The organism is Mesorhizobium sp. M2D.F.Ca.ET.226.01.1.1 (assembly GCF_004022705.2).
Lineage (GTDB): Bacteria > Pseudomonadota > Alphaproteobacteria > Rhizobiales > Rhizobiaceae > Mesorhizobium.
The window spans coordinates 386,689-409,773 of the sequence record NZ_RZOY02000001.1 but is presented as its reverse complement, the minus strand read 5'-3'; the positions used below and the strand labels follow the sequence as shown (position 1 = coordinate 409,773).

The following is a 23,085-nucleotide window of genomic DNA, read 5'->3' as shown; positions in this document are numbered from 1 at the left end:
GCATGCAGAACCTGCTCCTCAGCTATTATGGCGACGACCTCACCGGCTCGACCGATGTCATGGAAGCGCTGGAGCTCGGCGGCGTGCCAACCGTGCTTTTCATGCGCAAGCCAGACGCCGATCTGCTGGCGCGCTTCGCGGATTGCCGCGCCGTCGGGCTCGCCGGCACCAGCCGCAGCGAATCCCCGCAATGGATGGACACCCATCTTGAAGACGCTTTCGGCTGGCTGAGAACGCTGCGCGCCGAGATCTGCCACTACAAAGTCTGCTCGACTTTCGATTCCAGCCCGACGATCGGCAGCATCGGCCGCGCGATAGAGATCGGTCGCGCAGTGTTCACGCAAGCCTGCGTGCCGCTGGTGGTGGGCGCGCCGCAGCTCAAGCGCTACACCGCCTTCGGTCATCTCTTCGCGGCCTATCGCGACCGATACTACCGCATCGACCGCCACCCGGTGATGAGCCGCCATCCCGCCACGCCGATGGATGAATCCGACCTGCTGGTGCATCTGTCACGGCAAACAGACCTTCCATCCGAGTTGCTCGATTTGGCGACACTGCGCTCACCCGGCAGAGCCGCAGCCTTCGACAGGCTGGCCGCCGGCGCGGCGATCCTGTTGATCGATGTCGACAGCCCCGAGAGCCAAGCACTGGCCGGCAAGGAGATCTGGCGCGCCCGCAAGCCGGGCGGACACTTTGTCGTCGGTTCGTCCGGCATCGAATATGCGCTGCTGTCCGAATGGCTCGGCAATGCAGGGGCAAGCGCGAGCTTCCCGCCGCCCGGAGCGGCAGACCGCATCGCGGTGGTGTCGGGTAGTTGCTCGCCGACGACGGAACGGCAGATCCGCCATGCGATGGGCGACGGTTTCGACGGCGTCGAGGTCGATCCAGTCGAGCTGGTCTCGGAGGAATCCGACAAAGCAATCGCGCGCGCGGCGGCAGCCGGCAAGGCCAGCCTGCAGGCAGGGCGTAGCGTCGTCCTTTACACCGCACTTGGTCCGGCCGCCGACCGCGGCGCCGAGATCGACCGCCAGGAAGGCGCCCGCCACAAGCTCGGCCGCGGCCTCGGCGAACTGCTTCGCGCATTGGCCGTCGAGCAAAAGTTGAAGCGCGTGATCATCGCCGGCGGCGACACGTCCAGCCACGCGCTTGGCCAGATGGGCGTCGATGCGCTGACGGTGAGAATGCCGCTCCCGGCGTCACCCGGTTCGCCGCTTTGCGTCGCCCATTCGAGCATCGCCGCGGTCGACGGGCTGGAAGTCGCGCTGAAGGGGGGACAGGTCGGCACCGACCGTTATTTCTCGGCCATCCGCGACGGCCTCGGCGGTGAGCAATTGCTGTGTTGCCGCGGGAAATCCGCGACACGGCCGCTGCCGGGTGGAAATCCCGGTAACAGCCTGTAGTATCTCGAAAATAGTGAAATTGGGAGGATGCCGGTGCAGACCAAGAAGATCATCAACGACGGCAACCGCGCCGTTGACGAGATGCTGGAAGGGATCCTCGCCGCGCATCCCGCTCACCTCAGGAGCGTTGACGGCAGCCCGCGCTCTATCATCGCCCGCGACGGTCCGAGATCCGGCAAGGTCGGGCTCGTCATCGGCGGCGGCTCCGGCCACGAGCCGACCTTTCTCGGCTTCGTCGGCAAGGGGCTGGCGGACGCAGCCGCCATCGGCAACGTCTTTGCCTCGCCGCCACCCGATCCGATCCTGGAATGCGCCAAGGCGGCGAGCGGCGGTGCCGGGGTGCTGTTCATGTACGGCAACTACGCCGGCGACGTGATGAACTTCGACATGGCAGCCGAGATGGCGGCGATGGACGACATCGAGGTGCGCACCGTGCTGACGACCGACGATGTCGCTTCGGCACCGCGCGACCAGCGGGGAAAACGCCGCGGCGTCGCCGGCAATTTCTTCATCTTCAAGGCCGCGGGCGCGGCCTGCGACCGCATGCTTTCATTCGACGAGGTCGAGCGCATCGCCCGCAAGGCCAACGACCACACCTTCACCATGGGTGTCGCCTTGTCGCCTTGTTCGCTGCCGCAGACGCGGCGGCCGAATTTCGAGATCGGCGCCGACGAGATGGAGGTCGGCATGGGCATCCACGGCGAGCCCGGCATCGCGCGCGGCGCGCTCAAGAGCGCCGATGCTATCACCGACGAGATGCTGGATAGGATTCTCCCCGAAATGGCGCCGTCACGCGGCGACAATGTCGCCGTGCTCGTCAATTCGCTGGGTTCGACGCCACTGATGGAACTCTACATCATGAACCGTCGGCTCAAGCAGAGGCTCGACGATATCGGTGTCTCGGTGCACGCGACCTGGGTCGGCAATTACTGCACCTCACTGGAGATGGCCGGCGCCTCCGTAACCTTGGAGCATCTCGACGGGGAGTTGCAGAAGATGCTCGACCATCCTTGCGACTGCGCGATGTTCAGGGCCGGCTGAGGAGTTTGCCATGACCTCGATCGGCTCGCCTGAACTGAGCAAGATGTTCGACGCCATCGCCGCCGCGATCGCGGCGGACAAGGACCGGCTCTGTCAACTCGACGGCGTGATCGGCGATGCCGATCACGGCATCGCCATGGAGCTCGGCTTCAACGCAGCGCGCGACGCGGTTGCCGGCCTCGATCTCGCCGCGACCGACCCGACAGCTCTGCTCAACACGGCGGCGAAATCATTCCTCAATGCGGTCGGCGCGTCGTCCGGGCCGCTCTACGCAACTGCCTTCATGCGCGGCGCCGCCGCCGTCAAGGGCAAGACGAAGCTCGGCGCCGACGATGCCATCGCCATGTTCCAGGCGATGGCGCAGGGCATCAAGGCTCGCGGCAAGGCCGAGCTCGGCGAAAAGACCATGGTCGATGCCTGGCAGCCGGCGGTCGAAGCCGCTGGTGCCGCGCGGGCTGCTGGCAAGAGCCTCGCAGACAGTCTTGCCGTGGCACTTGCCGCCGCCGAGCGCGGCGCCGAAGCCACCAAGGACATGATTGCCGCCAAGGGCCGTTCCTCACGCCTCGGCGAGCGGTCGCTTGGCCATGTCGATCCAGGCGCGGCCTCGGCCGTCACGGTCATCGGCGCAATGGCGCAGAGCTTAAACAGCCCAATTCCAGGAAAAGTGTGAAGCGGTTTTCCGTCCGGAATTGCGTCAAACCAAGCAGCTTTAGCGCTTTGCCTCGTCGAGGCGGTTGATCGCCTGTACGTTGCCGGCTGATGGTCCCTTCTCGTCGAATTCGGAAGCGAGCCAGGTGTCGACGATCGCCTTGGCAAGCTCCGGCCCGATGACGCGGGCGCCCATGGTGATGATCTGCGCATTGTTGGATTTGGCCGCGCGTTCCGCTGAATAGGTGTCGTGGGTGAGTGCCGCACGGATGCCCGGCACCTTGTTCGCCGAGATCGAGACGCCGATGCCGGTGCCGCAGAACAGGATGCCGCGGTCGTTCTTGCCGTCGACGATCGTCTGGGCGAGGTTCTGCGAAAGGTCGGCGTAGTAGCCCGCCTGGCTGAGATCGCTGACGGTAAGGCCGGGCTTTGTGGCGAGGTGCGCCGCGATCACGTCGAGCAGCGGCTTGCCGGCGCTGTCGGCTCCGATGGCTATCTTCATGGTTCTTGTCCTTCCTTTGACTGAAATGTGCTTTCCATCGGATTTAGATCGCTGCCGAGGCGCGCCGCAGGATGTCGATGTAGCCTTCGGCCTGCCAGGCGGAGCGGCCGATGAACAGGCCATCGACATTGGGCTGGCCGATCAGTTCGGCGGCGTTCTGCGGATTGACGCTGCCGCCATAAAGCACCGGCGGCGTTGCGAGCAGCAGGGCAGTGGCCACTCTTTTGATCAGCGCCTGCTGCTTGTCGGCATAGTCGGAACTGGCTGGGATGCCCTTGTCGCCGATCGCCCAGACCGGCTCATAGGCAAACAGAATCCTGGCTGACTTTGCTTCTCCCTCCAGGAACTGCAGCGCGCCTTCGACCTGCGCCGTCAGTACCGCATCCGCCCTGCCGCTCTCGCGCTCGGACAGCGTCTCGCCGACGCAGATCAGCGGCACCAGCCCCTGCCTCACCGCCGCCGCCGTCTTCAAGCCGACAGCGTGGTCGCTCTCGCCGAAATGCTCGCGCCTTTCGCTGTGGCCGAGTTCGACAAGATCGAGGCCGCAATCCTTGAGCATCAGCGGCGAGATCTCGCCGGTCCAAGCGCCGTTGTCGGCCCAATGCATGTTCTGCGCGCCGACCTTGATGTGCGTTGACGACAGCGCCTTCTTGACTTCGCGCACCGCCGTGAAAGGCGGGATGACGAACGGCTGGATGCGCTTGTCGAAGCCAATAGTGAACGCGGCGATTGCTTCGGCGAAAGCGAGCGCTTCAGCAAGCGTCTTGTTCATCTTCCAGCTTGTTCCGACCCAGTACGTCACGCCTGCGCTCCTGATGTTCAATCTCTGTTGACAACCGTCAGCGAAATCCCCGCGGCTTCCAGTTCTTCGCGCGCGGGCGGCTCCAGCTCGCCGCCGGTGAAGACGATGTTGAACGCCTTGAGGTCGGTGAGGAAGTGCAATGCCGTGCGGCCAAACTTCCCATGATCGACCAGCAGGTATTTGCGCGCCGCGGCCGCCATCATCAGCCTCTTGGTCTGCACGACCTCCTGGTCCTGGTGAAATGCCGCAGCGCCGTAGATGGCCGACGACGAGAGAAAGGCGACATCGGCGCGAAGCGACCGCAGCGTCTCCTCTGCGATGAGGCCGAAGAAACCGTGGAATTTCTTGCTGTAGTGCCCGCCAAGCGCGATCAGGGTGATGCCGCTGAGCCCCGACAGCTCCTGGATGACGGCGAGGTTATTGGTGATCACCGTCAGCGGGCGCAATTCGGCCAAATGCGCGGCTATGCCCCCGGCCGTCGAACCATCGTCGATGATAACGGTCTGGCCGGGCTCGATCATCGCCACGGCCGCCATTGCCAGGCGGCGCTTCTCGTCGCTCGCCTGTTTTTGGCGGTAGCGGAAATCGCTCTCGAACAGGCCGCTCGACTGGATCGAGGCGCCGCCACGCACCTTGCGCAGAAAGCCGCTTTCCTCGAGCTCGTCGAGGTCGCGATGCACGGTCATCTTGGAGACGGCGAAACGCGAAGCGAGATCGTCGACGGAAGCCGTGCCGGCCTCCATCAGGAAATCCATGATGCCTTGTCGGCGGTTGTCGCTTTTCATTGCGGTGCCTTCGAAATGCGCCGTCTGTATCACATCAATATCCGATGAAGATATCATATTTTTTGTGATAATGTGATATTATTCGCAATAATATGTGATTTTCACGGTCGACAACCAGTTAACGCAAGGCGCATCCCAATCCCTTGAGGGCGGTGGCGACCGGCTTGACAAGCGACGCGCGGGTTCTGGTCGATCACCGCGTTGAGCGTGCCGTCGAGCAAAAGCTCCTTGGTGCCGTCGGTCACCAGGTCATCGATCGCGGGAATGTCGTCACGCTGGATGACGCCGCGGTCATTGCCGTAGTGCATCGCTCGGCGCGCGCTTGCATCCAGCATCGGCCTACGCGCCTAAGGCCGATCAGGCAAGGTGAAGGCGAGCCGCAAGGCCGCGCACCGACTGACGGGCGAGAGCGATCACGGTAGTCCTGTCGGCCTTCAGCACCTCGCCATGCTTTAGAACGCACTTGCCGTCGACGAACACGGAGTCGATTGTGCCAGCGTCGGCGATGACCGCGAATTCAAGAGCCGCATCAAGACCCAGGTTTTCAGATACATCCGGCCTACGCACCACGAAGTCGGCGCGCTTGCCGACCTCGAGACTGCCAAGGTCCGAAGCCGCCCCCACAGTGGCAGCTGATCCGATTGTGCGCATGCGCAGGATTTCGTGGGCCGACGCGGCCAGCCCCGTCGCCGCCGCCGTCACCGCGGCCAATGTACCGAGCCCACTAAAATGCACCGCGCGAGGAATGTCGCTTGCGATTCCGACCTTCACGCCCGCCCGGTGCAGTTCCACCATCCGGCCTTCGGCGCCGCCCCGGCCAAGCATCTGCAGCTGCCCGTAGGGACACCACACAACGCCGACGCCATGGGTCGAGATGATGCGGACATCCCGGGGATGAACGGCATTCATGTGCACAAAGGTGACGTGGCTGCCGAGGAGACCCTCGTTGCCCATGTGCTCCATCATGCTGACCCCGAGCGCGTATTCCCGTTGACGGTAAAGGAGAGGCGCGTAGCCCAGATGCTCCTGCATCTGCACGCCATGCTCACGGGCCAGATCGAAGGCTGTGCGGAAAAGAGCCTGAGAGTCCGTGCCTTCACCATAAAGGCCGACAAACGCTTTGACGAGGCTCTTCCGGTCCTTGTTACGGAACAGTTGCGACCCCAGGCGGCGGAAGGCTTCGTCCCGATTTTTTGGCCAAAGGGCGAGAAACGACTCGCTGACAAGTTCCGGGAAGTGTTTCTGGAGTTCGGTGCCGGCGTCGGCGACATACGGATCTGTCAGCCATATGCGAATGCCGAATTCTTCCGCGACCGGGGCGACCGCGTCCGGCGAGAAGATGGTGCCCGGGTCGACGAAGCCAGTGTAGCCGCTTCTCAAATAGTCGACAGCCGCTAAGGCCGCGCTCGCATGCTCATCATCCGGCGTAAGCGCGGCTTTCCAGTCGCCCATGGTAACACTTGTCCCTTCCAGGCAGGAAAGGACGCTGCGCGAGGTGTACTGGGAAATATGGACATGGGCGTCGATGAAGCCGGGATGGAGGATTCCTCCGCCAGCGTCGATGACCTCGCGGAAATCATGGCGAGAAAGGATGTCCCGACTGTATCCGACTGCAACAATCAGCCCATCGTGAATCGCGATGGCGCCGTTCGCGATCACCTGGTCCTTTTCGTCGACCGTCAGAAGCACCGCATTGTGAACGACAAGGTCATACACTTGCCTCTCATTCTCCGAGGGACCCGACGTCTTCGCGGTCAAGATTTTCATGGTTCTCTCCATCCTGAGCGGCTTGACGCGAGCCTTTGGCTCGCATTTTTTCTCGATCGCCTTACCGGCTCGGGCGCGCCTCGTAAAAACCCTTCACGCGATCGCTGTATGGTTTGTCTTCGAGATGTGTGAACCCGATCTTTTCGGCCGCGCGAATCGCGCGCTCGTTCTCGGGCCTGATCAGCGCGACCACCCGCTCCAGGCCAAGTTCCTCGAAGGCATGGCGCAGGATCTCCCCGCCGAGTTCGGGACCGATCCCGCGGCCAGCAGCGTGCCCGAACAAGCAAAGGCCGTACTCGACATCCGCCGTATTCTCGAAGCGGCGCAGGCCCGCGCGGCCCGCGAATTCACTTCCTGCCCGCGAATTTCCTCTCAAGAACACGCCAAAAAAGCCAAAGCCGTTCTGCCGCCAAGCCTGGACATACTGGTCCAGCTTTTCCTCGGTGTTCTGGCGGGACGGAGGCTCGCCTGAAAACAGCGATTGTACGACCAACGGATCGGTGTGCAGGCGATGAACGTCTTCGAGGTCGGACTTGGCCAGCGGGCGCATAAAAAGTCGCGGCGTCTCAAGAGCAAGCATGATCGTTCTCCTCCAACGAGGCGTTTCATAATTTTCGGGAGATCAGCCCACGAACGATGAAAACGCTCGCGACTATGGGCATCATGAGCACCAATTGGATTGGAGTCGGCCTCTCGCCGAGAAACGCGGCGCCGAAGGCGATACTCAAAGCAGGGACCAAGTAGTGATGCGTGCTGGCAAAGGCCGGCCCACTCAACCTGATCAAGCGATAGTAGGCGACATACATCACGGCTGTGGACACGACGCCGAGGACTGGGAGAGCGACAAGAGTCTGCGCTGTCGGGGTGATCGCCCAAGGCCGCTCGAAGGCGAGGCTCAGCGGCAGCAACATTGGAATTGCGCAGATCATGACCGCCGTTCCAGTCACAAGCGCATTCTTGTCCTGTAGTCGGGCCACCGCGCGACCGGACAGCGCATAGCTTGCAGCTGCTACCAAAAGGGCGATTAGCGGTACGGCACTTTTGCTCGAGTGCAACGTCGATACCGTGGAAGGAATTAAGAATGCAGCGAGGCTGATAAAGCCCAGCAACAGACCGAAAATGGTTGCTCGCGATGGTCTCTCACGAAGAGCCAGATGGGCGAGAAGCACCGCGAAGAAAGGCGTCGTGGCGACCAGGATCGCCATTTCGCTCACCGGTACGGTCATGGAGGCCCATGCGATCAGATAAAGGGGCAGAGCGTGGCCGAACATCGCGACCTGTGCGTATCTGGCCCAGGCATCGAGGTCTGCGGGAAGGGATCCTGCATCGCCAAACTTCAACCACACCAGCAGCACGGTTGCTGCAATCAGCAGTCTCGCCGTCGCAAGGGTCGCCGGCGGCACATCAAGAACCGCGATCTTGATGAGAACATAAGAGCCCGCCCACCAAATTGAGACGGCGGCGAGCAGGAGGTAGGCGAGGAGCGATAGCCGATCGTTAGCAAACGCAAAGACGCCCTTCATGACAGTCATTCTCCTGCCTCACGCGACAGCGGCGGACGGTGTCGTGGCGGCCAGCTTGGCCAATGCTCGACCGAACCGCACGGCGAGCGTGGCGATCTCGGCCGTTGCCATTGGGGTTGAAAGGGCCCCCAGGCCGATGCGCGATAGGAGAATCCCTTCGTCGCGGCAGAGCGAAATCAACCGCGAAAGGCGCTGTCTCTGCTGCCACGCATGATAGGCGCTTGCGTAGTCCTTGACTTCTTCGTCGCCAATGAACACGCAAAAAAGGGAGGCGGCGCCGGTGACATGCCCTCCTAAATCTGAGGCAGCCAGTGTTGCGCCAAGTTCCGAACGGGCCTGCGCTCCAAGGGCGTTGAGCCGCTCGATCTCCACTTCGGTCAGGGCGCGCATGGCGGCAGCCCCTGCAACCATGCTTAGTGGATTGGCGGTGAAGGTCCCCGCCTGGGAGACCGGCGGTTTGCCGCGGCTTGGATCAAAGACACGCATGGTTTCGGCTCGACCGGCAACAGCCCCGATGGGCAGTCCGCCGCCGACGATCTTGCCGAAGGTGCACAGGTCCGGTTCGATCCCGTAGGTGGCAATCGCACCGCGATAGCTCAACCGGAAGCTCAGAACTTCATCCGAGATCAGCAGAATTCCATGGCGAGCCGTGAACTCGCGCAGGAAATGCAGGTACGAGCGATCGACGGGTACCAGCCCCGCGCGCGATGGCAGGGGGTCGATGACGACGCACGCCAGCGTCTGCTTGTGCGGCTCCAGCAGCCGCTCAGTCGCAGCAACGTTGTTGAAAGGAATGACGACCACCTCGGCCAGGACTGAGGCCGGGGTTCCGTAGTTATACGCCTGGGCCTCTGCGGTCCCCGTTTGCCAGTCGGCAGGAACGGGATCGAAACTTGCTTCGACATAATCATAGTTGCCGTGATAGGCGCCTTCGCACTTTGCTATTTGCGGGCGCCCGGTGATGGCACGCGCGGCCTTGATGGCCACCATCACCGCTTCCGATCCTGTATTTGTGAAGCGCACCTGCTCGAAAAAGGGCACCCTTTCGCAAAGAATCTCGGCGAGATCGATCTCACTCTCGGTGGGAAAAGCAAAACTCAGTCCCATGCCGATTTGTGTGAGCAGCGCCGAGTTCACCTCTGGGTGGTCATAGCCATGGATTAGCGCCGTGAAATTATTCTGGAAATCCAGATAGGCGTTGTCGTCGACATCTGTCACATAGGCTCCCTTTCCGGATTTCAGATAAAGCGGAAAGGGCGCCTCGTAGACGCTGCTGCGGGTGTTGCCTCCAGGCATGACCTTTTTCGCACGCTCATTGGCCAGGCGAGAGGTCCTCATTTGTTCGTGGCTGGTCATGGTCCGAAACTCCGATAAGCCGCTTTGTCCGGATGCGACTGAGTGGTCACCTGGGCCCCACAGGCCGCGACGAAGCCGACCTGATTGCCGCGTAGGCATCGATGTCGTTCGTGGCTCAGGCCTCCGTCAGTGCTTCTTGCTCATAGCAAGCGATCTTGGCGCAGAGCTGCCCCAGGTCCGAAAGCTCGTGACTTGCCGTCAGGCAGATGCGTATGCCTGACCGACCCTGAGCAACCGTCGGAAAGAACGTCACGGATGTGTAAAAGCCTTCGTCGAGCAGGCGCTCCGCGAACTTGATGGCCGCGAATTCGTCACCCACTTTGATCATGCGGATTGGCAGCAGGGCGCTGCGCTGGTCTGTCACGATGTGCTTGTCGAAAAAGGCAATCCGCTCGGCCAAGCGTTCCTGGCGAAGCTTGAGCTCGGCCGTTTGGTGAATCTTCGCCGAGGCGAGGGCGGCGCCAACGGCCGCGACATTGGGTGAAGCAGAGAATGCATGAGGAAGGGAGTAGCAGCGAAACAGCGCTTCCTGATGCACCGTTCCCAGCATGAGCATGCCGCCAGAAGCGCCGAAACCCTTGCCGAGCGAAGCCGCAACGATCGTGCGCTCGCCAAGTTCGGGGGGCAACTGCGAGCGCACAAAACCTTCGCCGTTGTCACCAAAGATCGAAATGCCGTGCGCATCGTCGATGTAGAGAAAAAGACCATACTTTTCCTGCAACCTCAGAAGTTCTTTGATCGGCGCAAAGCCGCCCATCGAATAGACGCCATCGCACACATAGGCGACGACCGGATGCTTCCGGCAAATCTGCTCCAAGGCATCGAGGTCGCTGTGAGGAATAGTCTCGACCTGGGTCTCTTGCGCCACGACCGGCCTGTGAAAGGCGAGCGAGGCATGGGCCAGACGGTCGAAAACCATCACTGGTTTCTGTCCCTCCGTCAGATGTCCAGAAGCAATGATCGGCAGTGCCCCCATGTTGGCGACCATAACCGTTGAATACGCAATGACGCGTGCGCCAAAGAGTTGGGAGAGGGTGCCCTCAAGATCGCCTATGAGCGCAAAATTCAATCGTGTGCGTGCACAGGACCAGTGAAGCGAGCCATATTCTTCGACTGCCGTGATGGCGCCGGCAACGATAGCCGGATGATTGTCGAGGCCAAGGTAGGAACAGCGCACAAAATCTGTGACCGTGTTGCCTCGACGCGCTCCTGCTGTGAGTGAGACGGCCCTTCCCGGTGCGGAGTGCCCGTAGACGGCCATCAGCCCGCGCCGGTGAGCCTCTTCGAAAAACGTCCGAGTCCGATCGATGACCGAGGCAGTGTTTCGGAAGCGAGCGGCGCGGCCAGCGCTTGCTGAAGATTCTGCTGCCGACATCTGAACCTCTTTTCGCGAGTAAAGGATCGAACAGATGTGGCACATGAGCCCATCTTTCTTTCGCGGGTAAGCATCTTCCGCGAGAGAGGATGGATATAGAGCAGAATATTCTGGTCGTGCGTGAATTGTTGTTAATTGCTTCTGACCGGCAATTAATAATCCAATCAAACTTTCACAGTGTTGTAACAAGCTGGGGGAGGGGACTCGCAGGCGGATCCGGCAAACCCGCGCCGGCGAGAAACAATCAGCTTCGTGTTAAATTCACGGCACGCCGCAAGTGGCGAGGACGTGATGGTGCAGGATGGCAACAGTTCTGCCGCTCAGAAATTGTCTGTGTCATCAAGCATGTAGCCCGCGGACCGGACCGTTCGGATGGAGATTCCAGTTCGGAGCTTTTGCAGCGACTTGCGTAGCCGACTGACATGTACGTCCACCGTGCGAGCGTCGACATGGATGTTTTTTGGCCACGCGACCGCAATTAGGTCCTGGCGGCTGAAAACCTGGCGCGGATTTTCGAGCAGATGTCGTAACAAGCGGAATTCAATCGCTCCTAGTTGGATCTCCCTATCGCCACTTCGCGCGCTCAAGCTGTCGGGGCGCAGTTCCATGGCGCCGAAGCTAAGAACGTGGTGAGCGTGAACATTGCTACGCGCGCCCGTCGTTCGCTTCGACGGCAGGGAAGCCAACAACTTCGCTGGCACAAGAGGTCGCACGAGGCTGTCGTCCACGCCTGCCTTCAAAAGCTGGATATGCTGGTCTTCCGCGCCCGGTGCGATCAGCGCAACAAGTAGGATAGAGCGAGTCGTCGGGTCCTCCTTGAGCTGCGCACATAGTCTGGCAACTGGAAGACCGCTGGGGCGACAGTCCAGGACGACCGTCACCGGGGACGTTTCCCTTGCCCGTTCCGCCGCTTCCTCGATGTTGCCGGCGAGCAAGGTTTTGTATCCGTCCAAGCCAAGAATGTATTCGAGGATTATGTAGAGTTCTGCGTCTTGTGAGCAGATAATTGCCACTGGCTCCATCGGCAGCTCTGCTCCCGGTCGAAGGCGAGCCGATATACGAGATCGCGCGCGGTCGTACTCCTCTCGCCGCAATACCAGCACCCGCTGGATTCCGACCTCGAAGGTGACACAGTCAACACTGACCGCTATCGCAATCGATCCTAGCGAAATAGGTAGTAGAATTACTACCTTGCCAAGAGGCGCTCAACGCGCACCTTGACCGCAAGACCAGGGACGGCACGAATGTTCCCGGGCAGATGCCCGAGACCGTGGCTCACTTCTGTGGGTGAACAACGTCCGGTCTAATGGCTTCGTCAGCCCCGCGCCGGACGCAACCCGCGGGAGATTTTGGCGTGGAACAACACGATAGCGAAGACGTACTGGCTGGCGGAAATCGGTTAACATTATGGCATTTCGCCAATCCTTCCGAGGCTGCTGACGCCGCAGTCGCCCTTTACGGTTCAGGGGCATCGCTCGCAGCTGCGTCCGCGGCCTTCACTGCCCGCTATGCCGGCCGCGAAGATGATTTTCGTTTTTGGTTCACTGTCTTTTCGCAGCTGAGGCGCAGTGATCGAAAAGAACCGTCCGTACGGAAAACCTTGCCGGACGAACAGAAGCCGTCCGGCTGATAGCACATTGGAAGGTCAAGCGAGAGCGCTGCCAGGATGAATTTGCGACAGTGCTAATATCTCAGCCTTGGCTTGCTTTGTAGCTTCCGATGATCGAAAACAGCTTCAATAGCCTCAATCCATCATTAAACTCTTACCGTGTCCGTGGCATTCACGCGAAAGGAAGCGCCGGATGAATACCATGCACATACTTCAGGACGCCTTACAGTTGGCAAATGCCCCAACCGTCGGGGCGCTCATCGGACTCTATCGCGCCGCTATTCGCCAGTTCGGGTTTAGCCACTTCATCGTGACGGGATTGCCAAGCCACGGCCAGCGCTTCGAAAATCTGGTCCTTGAACGGTTCTGGCCCGAAGACTGGATGTCCCACTATCTATCGCGCGACTACATCAAGCGCGATCCGGTTGCGATGGCCTCCCTTGTCCTTAGGACACCCTTCACCTGGAAAGAGGCCAGTATGCGCGCCAGCGCGTTGGGATCCGCTGGCGATCGCATCATGAGGGAAGGGGCCGATGCCGGCCTGAAAGACGGCGTATGTATTCCCATTCCCGTCCGCAACGCGCTCGCCGGCTGCATTTCGCTTGCCGGCGAGACGCCAATCACGCGCAAGGAGGCCCTAGAATCCGTGAATGTCCTGTCGCTTACTTTCGCGAGCAGGCTTCAACTGCTCGTCGACCATAGCCGTCCCAAAGGCCTGACACTCTCTGATCGGGAACGCGAGGTGCTAGCCTGGGTGGCGGAGGGCAAAACAGCGTGGGAGATCTCGCAGATACTCGGCATATCCGACTCCACGGTGAACAAGCACATTGCTGGCGCTATGCGAAAGACTGGGTCCGTCACGCGCACGCAGGCCGTCGCAAAAGCTTTGAGCGCGATGGAGATCGCCGGTTGAACCACGCCCCGCGTCAATGGCTAAAGATGGCAATAGCCGGCGCGAGCGCCTCCTAAGAATGTCGCTCCAAATAGGAGTGGCCGCATTTCATGATTCGTCTCATCACAGGTAGCGCTGACCCTCGCCACCAAGATCTCCTGGAGGAACACTACAGGTTGCGTCACGACATTTTTGTCGGCGAGCGTGGGTGGGCGGCGCTTGCCCGACCCGACGGGCGCGAGGTGGACGGCTATGATACACCCCACGCAGTTTATGTGCTCGCCCTCGAGGATGACCATGTGGTTGGAGGGTACAGGTTCCTGCCGACGAGCGCCCCTCATCTTCTCCAAGATCGTTATTCGCACCTGGTCGATGGACCTGTGCCGCATGGGCGTGAGATCCACGAATGGTCCCGATTTTTCATAAGAAGGGATCGTCGCGGAGGGAAGCTCTTCGGCCAGTTGATGGGTTCAGTTCCCGAGATGTGCAGGCTTCTGGGCGTATCGAGACTAACGAGCGTGATAGAGCCTGATTGGCTCACGCGGTTCGATGCCGCGAGTTTTCGCTATGGACTGCTCGGGCCATTTGTCGAGGTGGCCGGCATGCAACTCGCCGCGGTGCAGATTGACATCGAACAAGCTCCCGAGCCGGGCCAGCCAATCGGCTGGAATACGACAATTTAGGTCGGGCCGATATAGGGTCAGGCTAAACAGGGGTGCCTCGTTGGACGAACAAGTTCACGCTTTGATCGACGCCATCGATCTTGCTCGCGACGAACGCGCGGTGCGAAACGCTCTGAAGAAGTTTGTAGTGGATTGTGGCTTTGAGCGGTACGCATATCTCCATTCCGGTCTGACTGGCGCCGGGGTATCGAGCGATTATCCACCCGAATGGCGAGAGACCTATTTTCGCAAACGATACTCCAGCATCGATCCCGTGGTGACGAAAGCGAAACGACTCAATGCACCGTTTTCCTGGTCGACCGAAGATCTACATCCAAGGCGACGATCGCCGGAAGAGCGGCGGTTTGTTGCAGAGGCGACCGACTTTGGCATTCGGTCAGGACTCACAATTCCGCTGCAAGTGAGTTTTGGAACTGTGGCGATGCTCACCTTGGCGTCCTCCCGTCAGTCCACTGAAATCTCGTCCCTACATGACAGTCACCGGACAGCGACGGCGGTGGCTTTCGTCCACATCAAGCTGAGCATGCTAAGCGCGTCTGAGTGTGAGAGGACGGAAACGCGGCTAACAACGCAGGAGGCTGCATGCCTCACGTGGTCGTCTCTGGGAAAATATATGCCGGAGATTGCTGCCATTCTCGGAATAGAGCACAGAACCGTGCAATATCATCTCGACAATGTGCGAGAAAAGCTCGGGGCGATAAATCTGCCACACGCTGTCCGTATTGCATTGGTGCGCAAGCTCCTCAATTGAGTGCCCGGTGCAAACGGTGACGCCAAATGTTAACCGAATAAACGTTACAGGTGTACTGGCCTGGTTACCGCAAGTTCCATAATGTTTGTTATGCAACTTTAAGTTGTAGGCACAAAGTTAAAATGTCCCACTTCTGCAAAGTAGGAATGTCGCTTTCCCTTTGCTGGATGCCATTCTCACGGGCGCCATTTTTGAGGGAGACAGCTGATGGGATTGGTTCTGATGAGCGAACGCGAGCTTCAACGCATAGAGGTGCTGTCGAGAGTCGCTGATCGGCGTAAGGGTTCCTTACGTGACCTCTGATAAATCACAAACCACTGGGAAGACAATTGGTCTCAGGGCGACTTCAAGCAAGCGTGGGCCTGTGGCGCAGCATCGCGGCACCACCATGGTAGCGTCGCCTCTGATGACCTCCCAACGAGTCTCTGTGCCCTCACGCCAGATCCGGATAGCCAATCGTTTGCCGCAGACCCACATGTCCTTCAGGGTGAGTTCCGGAAGCCATTCGGGAAGCTGGGGATCTAGGTACAGCTTGCCATTGGGAGCGTCAGGCTGGAAGCCAAGCATCGCCTGCAAGAAAGCGAAGCAGGAGCCGGCGGCCCAAGCCTGAGGCACGTTGGCTTTAATGTATTGCACCGGAAACGTCGTCGGCGTCCGGGTGGCCCCGGCGTACAGCTCGGGCATCCGCGGCGTCTCCGTGGGCCTCTAACCTCAAATGATAATTGTTCCGCCCTAACCCACGTTAAAGGCGCGACTTTTTCCCCAACCAAAGCATGCAGTCGCGGTCCCAACGCCGGGGCGGAGCCCCTCGCCGGCTATTGCTGGCGATCGTTTCCGACGGCGGCGAGGATGCGTCGCGTGCGAACCAGGATGCGCGGACTTGCGGTCCGCGGCGTAACCGTTCCGCCACGAGGTCGAGGCCTCCTCCGTGCCCGCCGAGCGCTGGATGGCTCAACAGGCATCCTGACGTCGCGGTGAATGCGGGGTTACTATCCACAGGTGGTTTGAGGCACAGCCCATTCGCCGCTGCGGGAAGAGTACGCTCAGGGCCAAAACTTCGCTGGCGTCAGAACCTGATCAATCCATTGTGCTGGAGGACATATAAGACGATCAAAATCGCGATGATCCCACACACCCCTACCGCGGTCTTGTTCATGGCGCTATCCGGTCACTGGAAGCCACATATTGCCGATCTGTCAGCCGTAGTGAAGCCTGGGCTTGGTCTCGGTGCCGGTAAATTGAACGCCGATCCGCTCGTTCTTCCGCCACCGCATCACGCACCGGTAGGCGACCCCGTCGACCGGCACGTACAGCAGAAATTCCGGGGGCACCCTGGCCTCCACCGGCACCTTCAACTCGGCACCGCCCGCGTGCTGATTGCGGATGCTGCAGCTGATTTCCGAGTTGGTGATGCTGGTAATGATCGCTGCGCCCTTCAGCACCCGCTGCCGGTGCTCGCGGCGGGGTAGCGTTTCGTCCGGCATGGCGGGTCCTCCGCGCGCTCCTTCAGCGCCAAATTGACCGCAAGCCCCCTGCCCTCTTACCACAGACTGGCGCCCAATGTTGCGCATAAGGCGGAATGCCCGCCGCGGTGGTGTTCCGGCAAGGCGACCGGCCGCAAAGCTGCGCCGTCGTCATGGCCGGATTCCTCGCCCGCCAGCGGGTCGTTTCCGGACGAAACCAGATCTCCTCCTTCTACGTCCCCGGCGACATGCCTAATCTCATACCTTGCATCTGCCCGTGATGGAGCATGATCTCTGCGGCGTCGGACGGTCGACCGTCGCCTTCGTGACCCACGCCCACCTCAGGAGCCTGATTGCGGCCTCGCCGAAACTGGCGAATGCGTTCTGGCGCGAAACGCTGATCCAGGCCGCATCTCTCAGGAGTGGCTCGAAAACCTCGGAGCTCGCCAGGCATTGGCTCGCCTGGCCCACCTCTTTTGCGAACTGGCGGCGCGGCTTCAGATGGTCGGCCTGGTGGAGAATGGTCGCTTCGAGCTGCCATTGACACAAAGCGACTTCGCGGACGCCTGCGGGCTATCAATCGTGCACGCGAACCGCATGCTGATGGAGCTTCCGCGCAGAGAGCTGATCGAATTTCAGCATCGGCACGTCCGCATTCTCCATCCCCATGCCCTGAAGGAAATCGCTGAATTCGACCCCGCCTACCTGCACGCGCTGTAGAGTTCGGCCCTTACAGCCATTGAGCGAACGGCACTCAGGTTCCCGGCATTCTGAACGCGAACGAATAGACGACCCCATCGGCCTCGTCCGTCACGCGGACCCATGTCGTCTCTTCGCGCCTGTCCCAGACGTCGCGGCCAGTGGCTGCGCGCGCTGCCTGCAAGGGCGTCTCTGCAGCGGCGATCTGGTGGGATGTCGCGCTCCCACCCGACATGATTTCAACGATGTAGCTCTTCAATGTGCCCTCCAACGCAGTTGCAGCCATCAACCCCGGATGCGCTTTACTTGTTCCGATCGTCAGGGAAAACGGCCCCGGAACCGAAACCGCCAACGCGAATTGAGTGGCTGATTGCTTGGCCCGCCTCAATCCGCTCGATGAGCGTATCGTGGCTCCTGAGGGGTTCGCATGTGTAACGATTATGAGCAGCATATCGCCTGGGCGGAATACTGCCGGATGATGGCCGAGTTGGCCCTCAGAATCCCGAGCCACCAAACCGAGCTCGACCTGCCCCAGGCTGACGACATCCGCATCAACGACCCGGCGCCCGTCATGCGCGCCGCGGGAGACGCGGTCGAGCTCGCCGCAATGACCTTCGGCTTTCCCCCGGGGAGTCCCAAGGGCGGGCCTGTCTTCAACTTCCGCTCCGAGGGCCGGCGCTTCGCCGCCACCAAGCGCTGTCTGATTCCAGCCTCGGCGTTCTTCGAATTCACCGGCGCCCGATATCCGAAGGCCAAACACCGCTTCACGCTAACGGGTGCGCCGTTCATGGCGATCGCCGGGCTCTGGCGTGAAGCGGTCGGCAACAAGCCGCCAACCTTCACCATGCTGACCACCGAGCCCGGCTCCGACGTGGCGCCCTATCACAACCGGCAGGTGGTTGTCCTCCGGCCCCAGCACTGGGCGGCCTGGCTGAACCTAACGAAACCGGAAGGTGAGCTGCTGCGTCCTCTGCCGGCCGGCGCGTTATCCGTCGAGACCGTGCGCCCCGAGAGCCCATAGCCAGCGGCCTGCTCTCAGTTCAAGTGCCTGATCATGATGCCGTGAAGCCAGTGGTAAAGACTGAGGTCGGCCGGGCGGCCATCCTCTTCAGCGATTGCGATTTCCAAGGTCAGGATCACCAGGCTGCCCGATCGCAGGAAACCTGGCCGATGCCCAAGGTTGATGGCGAGGAGGTCAACATGACGGACGACCGTAAAGGCAACGGCCAACAGACCGATGAAAGCCTCATCGCGAAGCTGGTCAGAGAGGCGGGGATTACTGAACAGCAGGCAAGCGAACTGGTAAGGCTGATCGGCACGGACTGGGAGTCGCTGCTCCGGGAAGCCCGCTTCCTCAAAAAGCGGCATTGACCGCCACGCCGTTTAGCGGAATCCTGCTGTCCTGGACGCGGCGGGGAAAGTGGTCATGTTCAGCAAGGAATTTTCGACCCTGATGAGCTCTCACTGCTCAATCGTGTGTTCCAGCGCAGTGCGGCTCGCACCGAAACCGAGGGCGACCGTGAACTCCGGGCGATGCGGATCATCGCACTGTACCGTGCGGGTGTGACCGAGGAACATCGGCTGGTCGAGATGATCGTCGACACTCCGCCTGGCCGTTAGGGCCCTTCCGCACCACCGTTTCGCCGCCGCTTGGCCGGGAGCGGTCTCGGGCGCTTCAACTCGAGCGCGCGCCGGAACGCCACCGCCGCCATATCGCACGTGTGCCGGGAGGGGCCGTTCGAATTCAGGATGATTTTGGCCTGACCGAGAGTGAGCCCGTGCTTTTCGGCAAATTCGACTGGATCGTAAGCGTCCTCCCAGCCTGCCCCGGTGGTTTTAATGCCTCGCATGTGCGTCTCTCTCCTTGGCGCCTCGGGTGCGGGACAGTTTTCGCCGGCTGACACGGCAGCTTCAGGATAGCCGACCCTTGATTTCAGACTGAATGGCCCGGACCCGCTCGTCAGCTTCGGTTGAGGCCGCGTCGATGAGATAGCTCAGCAAGTTCTCGCCCGCAGCACTCGTCCTCTTGCGGATTTCCTTCAGCATCGCCGACGCGAACCGCAAGTTCTCGAGTTTGACATCCGGATGCATCAGAACCTCCCACGCATTCCAGACGAATCGAACCTTATTTTAGCATTTCCGCAGAAACGGCGGCGCGGCCATGTTTGTTCCTCCGCCCCGCGGTGCTATTAAGATCGCATCGTCGACAACGGAGTGACCAGACCTCGACGGCTGAGAGACGCCGACTGAGCTCCCGTCTGTGAGAGACCGGAGACATGCCAGAGGATCCCCATAACCCGCGCCCGCTGCAGTCGTCTCACGACAGGAAGGTCCTCGATGTGAGCCGAGCGCCGATTGATCGCTCCCGGAAGCTCTTAGCGGAGACGCGTCCCCCCGGGTCGCGGCCAGGCTCCGTCGCTATCCGGCACGTTAACGGCGCGTGGCAGGTGACAGTGGAAGAGGATGCGCCGCACGTTGGATTTGCTCGGCACCAGCTTGCCGAGCGGAATGGTGGTTTCAGTCGTGGTCATGGTCTTGCTCCTTGTTGCTTTCAGGGGTCGTCCTGAGGTTCAGGCCCCCTGAACCTCTGCCCAGCGGCGAGCAGCGGGAGTGAGGGAGGCAAGCCCCGGCGGCGGAGGGGGATCACCCGACTCTGCACGGAGCAAGCGAAGGAAGATCGGGGAGACCGCCGGCGGGGCTTGCGGGGAGAGAGGGCCGCGCGCCTCTCTCGCGACCAAAGCAAACAAGGGCGTACAAGGCGGAAGCACCGAAATGCCCGTCAGCGGGACCAAGTCAGTTCGGTGCTGGAGAAAGTTCGTGGCCCTGAGACCGGTTCAACAGGGCAGCCGTAGGAGCATCAGCATAGCGCCGCCGTCAGGCGGGATGCGGGACCGACAGCCCCCGGCGAAGGGCGCCGTATGCTGCGGCCTCAAAAGCTGGTCGTCGGCGCTCAACTACCATCCTGTGCGGCTGAACGACAGACGGGCTGCGCAGCCAGACTGCCTCTGATCGAGCCGCTGCCCGGATATATCGTTCTACACAATCCTCAATTGGTGGACTCGCGCGATATATCGGCAGCTTAGTGTGGCCCCCGTCAGGCCAGAAGGAGGGCCATGCCTGCGGAATCCGGGAGGAAACGATGTCTGCAAAAAATGAAGACTACCGCACGAACAGAGCCGACTACCTGATTGCTGCGAAGAACCGCCAAGCGACCGTTGGTCAACAGGATCCCCATGCGGGGCTGGCAGCGGACGCGGGGAAACCCCTGGGCCTGAGAGATTGGCGCTTCGCCGCATTGGCCGCGAATCCGTGCCAAAGCTTGCCGCGGCCGAGGAGGCCAAACCGCCCGGTTCTGTAATCAGATATCCACCGGTAAGTTCAGCGAGCCTTAGAGCACCAGGCGCGCCGTCATTGCGCTCGCCGGCGTCCTTATCTGCAAGATGTGGTTGGCCAGAAGGAACAATCTCATCATTGCCGTCTGGAGTTTTTATACGCTGACAAAATAAGCGGGTCATTGGAGTGCAGATGCGCATCAAAGATGGCGAGCTTGAGCCCGTAGGTAAGCGGGGTTTGCGTGTTACAAGTGTCGCAGACGAAGACCTTGGCGCTCTTGATCCATAACCCTTTTCGGACCACTGCTCTTTCGCATCCGGGGCAACGGAAATTCATGTCAGAATCGTGCAGGTCTGGTGAAAATCCCATCGTCTCGCTCCGCCGATGAGAATGCGAAGCAAAATCGATGCCGAGGTAATGTCCCAGGCTGATACGCGTTGTCCGAGACAGCGGCCGAACAGGAACCCTACGACCGCGAGGTCGCGATCGTTCGTTCGCACGACGGTGGCCCTTGGCGAACGTGATACAAATCCGGTGTTGCCAAAGGCGGGATTCTTCGGGTCCCCTCTTCAGGTCCCGCCGGAAATCGGCCCGGTAGCCGTCCCTGACCTGACTCTATCGGCCGGCCCCCGTTTAAGCACAAGGCGTCCAGCCCTTGCGCTTCTCGGGCGTGGCATGCCTAGTGAACTGCAGGTTCCGATGGTCTCGGCCGGCGGCGCGGGACCCGAGGCAATAGATGATTTTCAGCAGATCCCGCAGATCCCAATGATGCAAGCAGCCCGTCCGCCCGCCACCTGTTTGTTCAACCTTATCCTGCGGGTGATGTTCCATTAGCGATCGCTTGACTAACCCGCTGCCCGCTCCAGACTCTTTTTATGGCGAAGGGCTCATTCAATATCGGCGATGAAGCCGCCATCACCGCGACCGTGCGCGGGCGCGTCACCGAGGACCGTGTGAGCGTCTCAAGACCCTCCTATGGTCACCCTCATTCGATTGTCGAAACTGCCACGGTGGCGAAGGGTCAACCCATCGAGCTGGTGGGTGATGTCACCTTTGTCGACGCGGAAGCCGGCAAGCTCACCGGCAACCTTGGCGTGCCGGTCACTTTGAATGCCGACACTCTCAGGCTCGTGATGCGCTATGCGCCGCCGAAGCGCAAGGCGCCGCTGGTGGACAAGGCGACGTGACCAAGCTTTCGGAGCTCGGCGCATTCGAACCTCATCTGAACGGGAAAATTTGCGAGCACGAAAGCGAGTATTTCTACCGCTGCCCGCGGTGCGGCCAGATGGTGGATGAACGTGACGCGCGGCAGGTGGTTTGGCATTCGTTCTTGGAGCATGAGCGTCTCATCATCGATGGGGACGCGCCTCACTTGCCATAAAGCGGCGGAGTCGCAAGAAGAGTGGCAACCGACGGCCTTTGGGGGGCGGGTACGAGCTGTCGGTTACCGAGTACGGGAGGCCTTCGAATCAGAAAAATGCTTCGGCCCTGCAACGGATTGTGCCAACACTCGATGGCGACGGGAACTCATGCTGTCTCATTTCGAACCGAAAAAAGCTGGCAATGCTGCCGACACCGCCCTTACCCAAGGTCCCATACAGCTGAATACAATGTTTCAACCGCCGACTGGTTGAACAGACCGTGAAAAAATCGCTAGCCCTGGTGGCCGGACGACCGCCGCGTCGATCTCCCGTTGTGAACGGGGCCGAAGCGAATCAAGTCGTCAGTCGAGAGTTGTTCTCCGGTCCAACAAGGCCCCAGCAGCATGCCCATCTACTATTGCCACGTCGACAACGGCACATTTAACTCTGACGACGAAGGCGTGGATCTGCCCGATCTGGATGCCGCGCGGTTGGAAGCCGTGCGCGCCGCAGGCGAGATGATAAACGACAGCAAACAGTCATTCTGGGAGCACATGACGCCGGGATCATGAACGTGACAGATGACCAGGATCGGCTTCTGTTCACTCTCCAATTCGCCGCGAAGGTCCCGTCAGGAGAGGCCTTTTACATTCCGCGAGAGCGTGAAACAAAAAACCCACCAGCCGAAGCCAGCGGGTTGGCACCGTCCCCTTCTGCGACCAGCAAGGCGGCATAGGTCGCGATGTGCGCTTCATCGTAGGCCGTGATGACAGCCGCGTCCGGCGCCTCATCATCAAGCTCATGTTTGGAGGTGAGGAATATCTCCCAGGCTTCTACCTCTGGTGATGGCGCATCGACATAGCGGCCAATCGAAATCAGGTGCAAGGCGATCTTGCTTCGCAGGTCGTCGCGGCTGCCGAAGCGAGCGTCGATGTCCCTGAGCTTTTTATATAACCCTCGACGTTTGCAGCGCGGAACATCGACATCACCCAGAAACGTAGTGACCGCGGCCAATGGCGCAAATATCGCAGCCCGTGGCAGCGACCTCCTGCACGAACGCCGGGATTGTCGGTCTCTCATCCGCTTCATTCTAAC

General features: G+C 60.8%; 29 protein-coding genes. 13 read left to right on the top strand and 16 right to left on the bottom strand.

Features of this window, described 5'->3' with window-relative positions:
- Positions 1 to 2 precede the first annotated feature (2 nt).
- Genes EN869_RS01970 through dhaL form a run of 3 tightly spaced genes read left to right on the top strand, consistent with a single transcriptional unit; the run spans position 3 to position 3,111 of the window.
- Positions 3 to 1,400: a four-carbon acid sugar kinase family protein gene (locus EN869_RS01970; RefSeq protein WP_127227886.1), complete on the top strand. Its 1,398-nt coding sequence runs from the start codon at positions 3 to 5 to the stop codon at positions 1,398 to 1,400.
- A 27-nt stretch (positions 1,401 to 1,427) separates the two neighbouring features.
- On the top strand, positions 1,428 to 2,441 hold the full coding sequence (locus tag EN869_RS01965; RefSeq protein ID WP_189341250.1) for a dihydroxyacetone kinase subunit DhaK: 1,014 nt from the start codon (positions 1,428 to 1,430) through the stop codon (positions 2,439 to 2,441).
- A gap of 10 nt (positions 2,442 to 2,451) precedes the next feature.
- Positions 2,452 to 3,111: a dihydroxyacetone kinase subunit DhaL gene (gene dhaL / locus EN869_RS01960; RefSeq protein ID WP_127227888.1), complete on the top strand. Its 660-nt coding sequence runs from the start codon at positions 2,452 to 2,454 to the stop codon at positions 3,109 to 3,111.
- A 39-nt stretch (positions 3,112 to 3,150) separates the two neighbouring features.
- Here dhaL and EN869_RS01955 read toward each other — a convergent pair whose 3' ends face one another.
- The 10 genes from EN869_RS01955 to EN869_RS01910 form a co-directional block, all read right to left on the bottom strand.
- Positions 3,151 to 3,591: an RpiB/LacA/LacB family sugar-phosphate isomerase gene (locus tag EN869_RS01955; protein WP_127227889.1), complete on the bottom strand. Its 441-nt coding sequence runs from the start codon at positions 3,589 to 3,591 to the stop codon at positions 3,151 to 3,153.
- A gap of 43 nt (positions 3,592 to 3,634) precedes the next feature.
- Positions 3,635 to 4,408, bottom strand: a complete 774-nt coding sequence (locus EN869_RS01950) for a triose-phosphate isomerase (protein ID WP_189341255.1) — start codon at positions 4,406 to 4,408, stop codon at positions 3,635 to 3,637.
- A gap of 2 nt (positions 4,409 to 4,410) precedes the next feature.
- On the bottom strand, positions 4,411 to 5,178 hold the full coding sequence (locus EN869_RS01945) for a DeoR/GlpR family DNA-binding transcription regulator (protein WP_127227891.1): 768 nt from the start codon (positions 5,176 to 5,178) through the stop codon (positions 4,411 to 4,413).
- Between the two features lie 101 nt (positions 5,179 to 5,279).
- Positions 5,280 to 5,513: a hypothetical protein gene (locus tag EN869_RS01940; RefSeq protein WP_127227892.1), complete on the bottom strand. Its 234-nt coding sequence runs from the start codon at positions 5,511 to 5,513 to the stop codon at positions 5,280 to 5,282.
- A 22-nt stretch (positions 5,514 to 5,535) separates the two neighbouring features.
- On the bottom strand, positions 5,536 to 6,945 hold the full coding sequence (locus tag EN869_RS01935; RefSeq protein ID WP_167506981.1) for an amidohydrolase family protein: 1,410 nt from the start codon (positions 6,943 to 6,945) through the stop codon (positions 5,536 to 5,538).
- Positions 6,946 to 7,006: 61 nt separating this feature from the next.
- The gene (locus EN869_RS01930) at positions 7,007 to 7,525 is read right to left on the bottom strand and encodes a GNAT family N-acetyltransferase (RefSeq protein ID WP_127227894.1); all 519 of its coding nucleotides are present in this window, start codon (positions 7,523 to 7,525) and stop codon (positions 7,007 to 7,009) included.
- A 25-nt stretch (positions 7,526 to 7,550) separates the two neighbouring features.
- Positions 7,551 to 8,468, bottom strand: coding sequence for an EamA family transporter (locus EN869_RS01925; protein ID WP_167506980.1), 918 nt, complete (start codon positions 8,466 to 8,468; stop codon positions 7,551 to 7,553).
- An 18-nt stretch (positions 8,469 to 8,486) separates the two neighbouring features.
- A complete protein-coding gene (locus EN869_RS01920) occupies positions 8,487 to 9,824 on the bottom strand; it encodes an aspartate aminotransferase family protein (RefSeq protein ID WP_245489513.1) in 1,338 nt (445 codons plus the stop codon).
- A 115-nt stretch (positions 9,825 to 9,939) separates the two neighbouring features.
- A complete protein-coding gene (locus EN869_RS01915; RefSeq protein WP_127227896.1) occupies positions 9,940 to 11,199 on the bottom strand; it encodes an aminotransferase class I/II-fold pyridoxal phosphate-dependent enzyme in 1,260 nt (419 codons plus the stop codon).
- A 320-nt stretch (positions 11,200 to 11,519) separates the two neighbouring features.
- Positions 11,520 to 12,221: a response regulator transcription factor gene (locus tag EN869_RS01910; RefSeq protein WP_127227897.1), complete on the bottom strand. Its 702-nt coding sequence runs from the start codon at positions 12,219 to 12,221 to the stop codon at positions 11,520 to 11,522.
- Positions 12,222 to 12,553: 332 nt separating this feature from the next.
- Between EN869_RS01910 and EN869_RS01905 the strand changes: the two genes are divergently transcribed.
- From EN869_RS01905 to EN869_RS01890, 4 genes are all read left to right on the top strand, one after another.
- On the top strand, positions 12,554 to 12,829 hold the full coding sequence (locus EN869_RS01905; protein WP_127227898.1) for a hypothetical protein: 276 nt from the start codon (positions 12,554 to 12,556) through the stop codon (positions 12,827 to 12,829).
- A gap of 172 nt (positions 12,830 to 13,001) precedes the next feature.
- Entirely contained in the window at positions 13,002 to 13,721 is a 720-nt protein-coding gene (locus EN869_RS01900) for a LuxR family transcriptional regulator (RefSeq protein ID WP_127227899.1), read from the top strand.
- 89 nt (positions 13,722 to 13,810) lie between these two features.
- The gene (locus tag EN869_RS01895) at positions 13,811 to 14,383 is read left to right on the top strand and encodes an acyl-homoserine-lactone synthase (RefSeq protein ID WP_127227900.1); all 573 of its coding nucleotides are present in this window, start codon (positions 13,811 to 13,813) and stop codon (positions 14,381 to 14,383) included.
- A 40-nt stretch (positions 14,384 to 14,423) separates the two neighbouring features.
- The gene (locus EN869_RS01890) at positions 14,424 to 15,134 is read left to right on the top strand and encodes an autoinducer binding domain-containing protein (protein ID WP_127227901.1); all 711 of its coding nucleotides are present in this window, start codon (positions 14,424 to 14,426) and stop codon (positions 15,132 to 15,134) included.
- A 288-nt stretch (positions 15,135 to 15,422) separates the two neighbouring features.
- Here the strand turns inward: EN869_RS01890 and EN869_RS01885 are convergent, their stop codons facing one another.
- Both EN869_RS01885 and EN869_RS01880 read right to left on the bottom strand, forming a co-directional pair.
- Entirely contained in the window at positions 15,423 to 15,818 is a 396-nt protein-coding gene (locus tag EN869_RS01885; protein WP_127227902.1) for a hypothetical protein, read from the bottom strand.
- A gap of 512 nt (positions 15,819 to 16,330) precedes the next feature.
- Complete coding sequence (locus EN869_RS01880) at positions 16,331 to 16,618, bottom strand: PilZ domain-containing protein (protein ID WP_127227903.1); 288 nt, start codon at positions 16,616 to 16,618, stop codon at positions 16,331 to 16,333.
- Between the two features lie 432 nt (positions 16,619 to 17,050).
- Here EN869_RS01880 and EN869_RS01875 point away from each other — a divergent pair, with 432 nt between their 5' ends.
- The gene (locus EN869_RS01875) at positions 17,051 to 17,317 is read left to right on the top strand and encodes a helix-turn-helix domain-containing protein (RefSeq protein ID WP_127227904.1); all 267 of its coding nucleotides are present in this window, start codon (positions 17,051 to 17,053) and stop codon (positions 17,315 to 17,317) included.
- 34 nt (positions 17,318 to 17,351) lie between these two features.
- Here EN869_RS01875 and EN869_RS01870 read toward each other — a convergent pair whose 3' ends face one another.
- Positions 17,352 to 17,555 carry a hypothetical protein gene (locus EN869_RS01870; protein WP_127227905.1) on the bottom strand — a complete coding sequence of 68 codons (204 nt, stop codon included), beginning with the start codon at positions 17,553 to 17,555 and terminating at the stop codon, positions 17,352 to 17,354.
- A 168-nt stretch (positions 17,556 to 17,723) separates the two neighbouring features.
- On the opposite strand from EN869_RS01870, the gene EN869_RS01865 reads away from it, so the two are divergent.
- The gene (locus EN869_RS01865) at positions 17,724 to 18,317 is read left to right on the top strand and encodes an SOS response-associated peptidase family protein (RefSeq protein ID WP_127227906.1); all 594 of its coding nucleotides are present in this window, start codon (positions 17,724 to 17,726) and stop codon (positions 18,315 to 18,317) included.
- 50 nt (positions 18,318 to 18,367) lie between these two features.
- Positions 18,368 to 18,667, top strand: coding sequence for a hypothetical protein (locus EN869_RS01860; protein ID WP_127227907.1), 300 nt, complete (start codon positions 18,368 to 18,370; stop codon positions 18,665 to 18,667).
- A gap of 540 nt (positions 18,668 to 19,207) precedes the next feature.
- Here EN869_RS01860 and EN869_RS01850 read toward each other — a convergent pair.
- Entirely contained in the window at positions 19,208 to 19,387 is a 180-nt protein-coding gene (locus EN869_RS01850) for a hypothetical protein (RefSeq protein ID WP_127227908.1), read from the bottom strand.
- A gap of 284 nt (positions 19,388 to 19,671) precedes the next feature.
- Positions 19,672 to 19,827 carry a hypothetical protein gene (locus tag EN869_RS34260; RefSeq protein ID WP_167506979.1) on the bottom strand — a complete coding sequence of 52 codons (156 nt, stop codon included), beginning with the start codon at positions 19,825 to 19,827 and terminating at the stop codon, positions 19,672 to 19,674.
- 1,677 nt (positions 19,828 to 21,504) lie between these two features.
- Between EN869_RS34260 and EN869_RS01845 the strand changes: the two genes are divergently transcribed.
- The 3 genes from EN869_RS01845 to EN869_RS34255 all read left to right on the top strand — a co-directional run bounded on the left by EN869_RS01845 (position 21,505) and on the right by EN869_RS34255 (position 22,562).
- Complete coding sequence (locus EN869_RS01845; protein WP_127227909.1) at positions 21,505 to 21,816, top strand: hypothetical protein; 312 nt, start codon at positions 21,505 to 21,507, stop codon at positions 21,814 to 21,816.
- Entirely contained in the window at positions 21,813 to 22,010 is a 198-nt protein-coding gene (locus EN869_RS01840; RefSeq protein ID WP_127227910.1) for a hypothetical protein, read from the top strand. The genes EN869_RS01845 and EN869_RS01840 overlap by 4 nt, the downstream gene beginning before the upstream one ends.
- A gap of 384 nt (positions 22,011 to 22,394) precedes the next feature.
- Positions 22,395 to 22,562, top strand: coding sequence for a hypothetical protein (locus EN869_RS34255; RefSeq protein WP_167506978.1), 168 nt, complete (start codon positions 22,395 to 22,397; stop codon positions 22,560 to 22,562).
- 73 nt (positions 22,563 to 22,635) lie between these two features.
- Here the strand turns inward: EN869_RS34255 and EN869_RS34955 are convergent, their stop codons facing one another.
- The gene (locus EN869_RS34955; RefSeq protein WP_245489512.1) at positions 22,636 to 23,004 is read right to left on the bottom strand and encodes a hypothetical protein; all 369 of its coding nucleotides are present in this window, start codon (positions 23,002 to 23,004) and stop codon (positions 22,636 to 22,638) included.
- Positions 23,005 to 23,085: the final 81 nt, after the last annotated feature.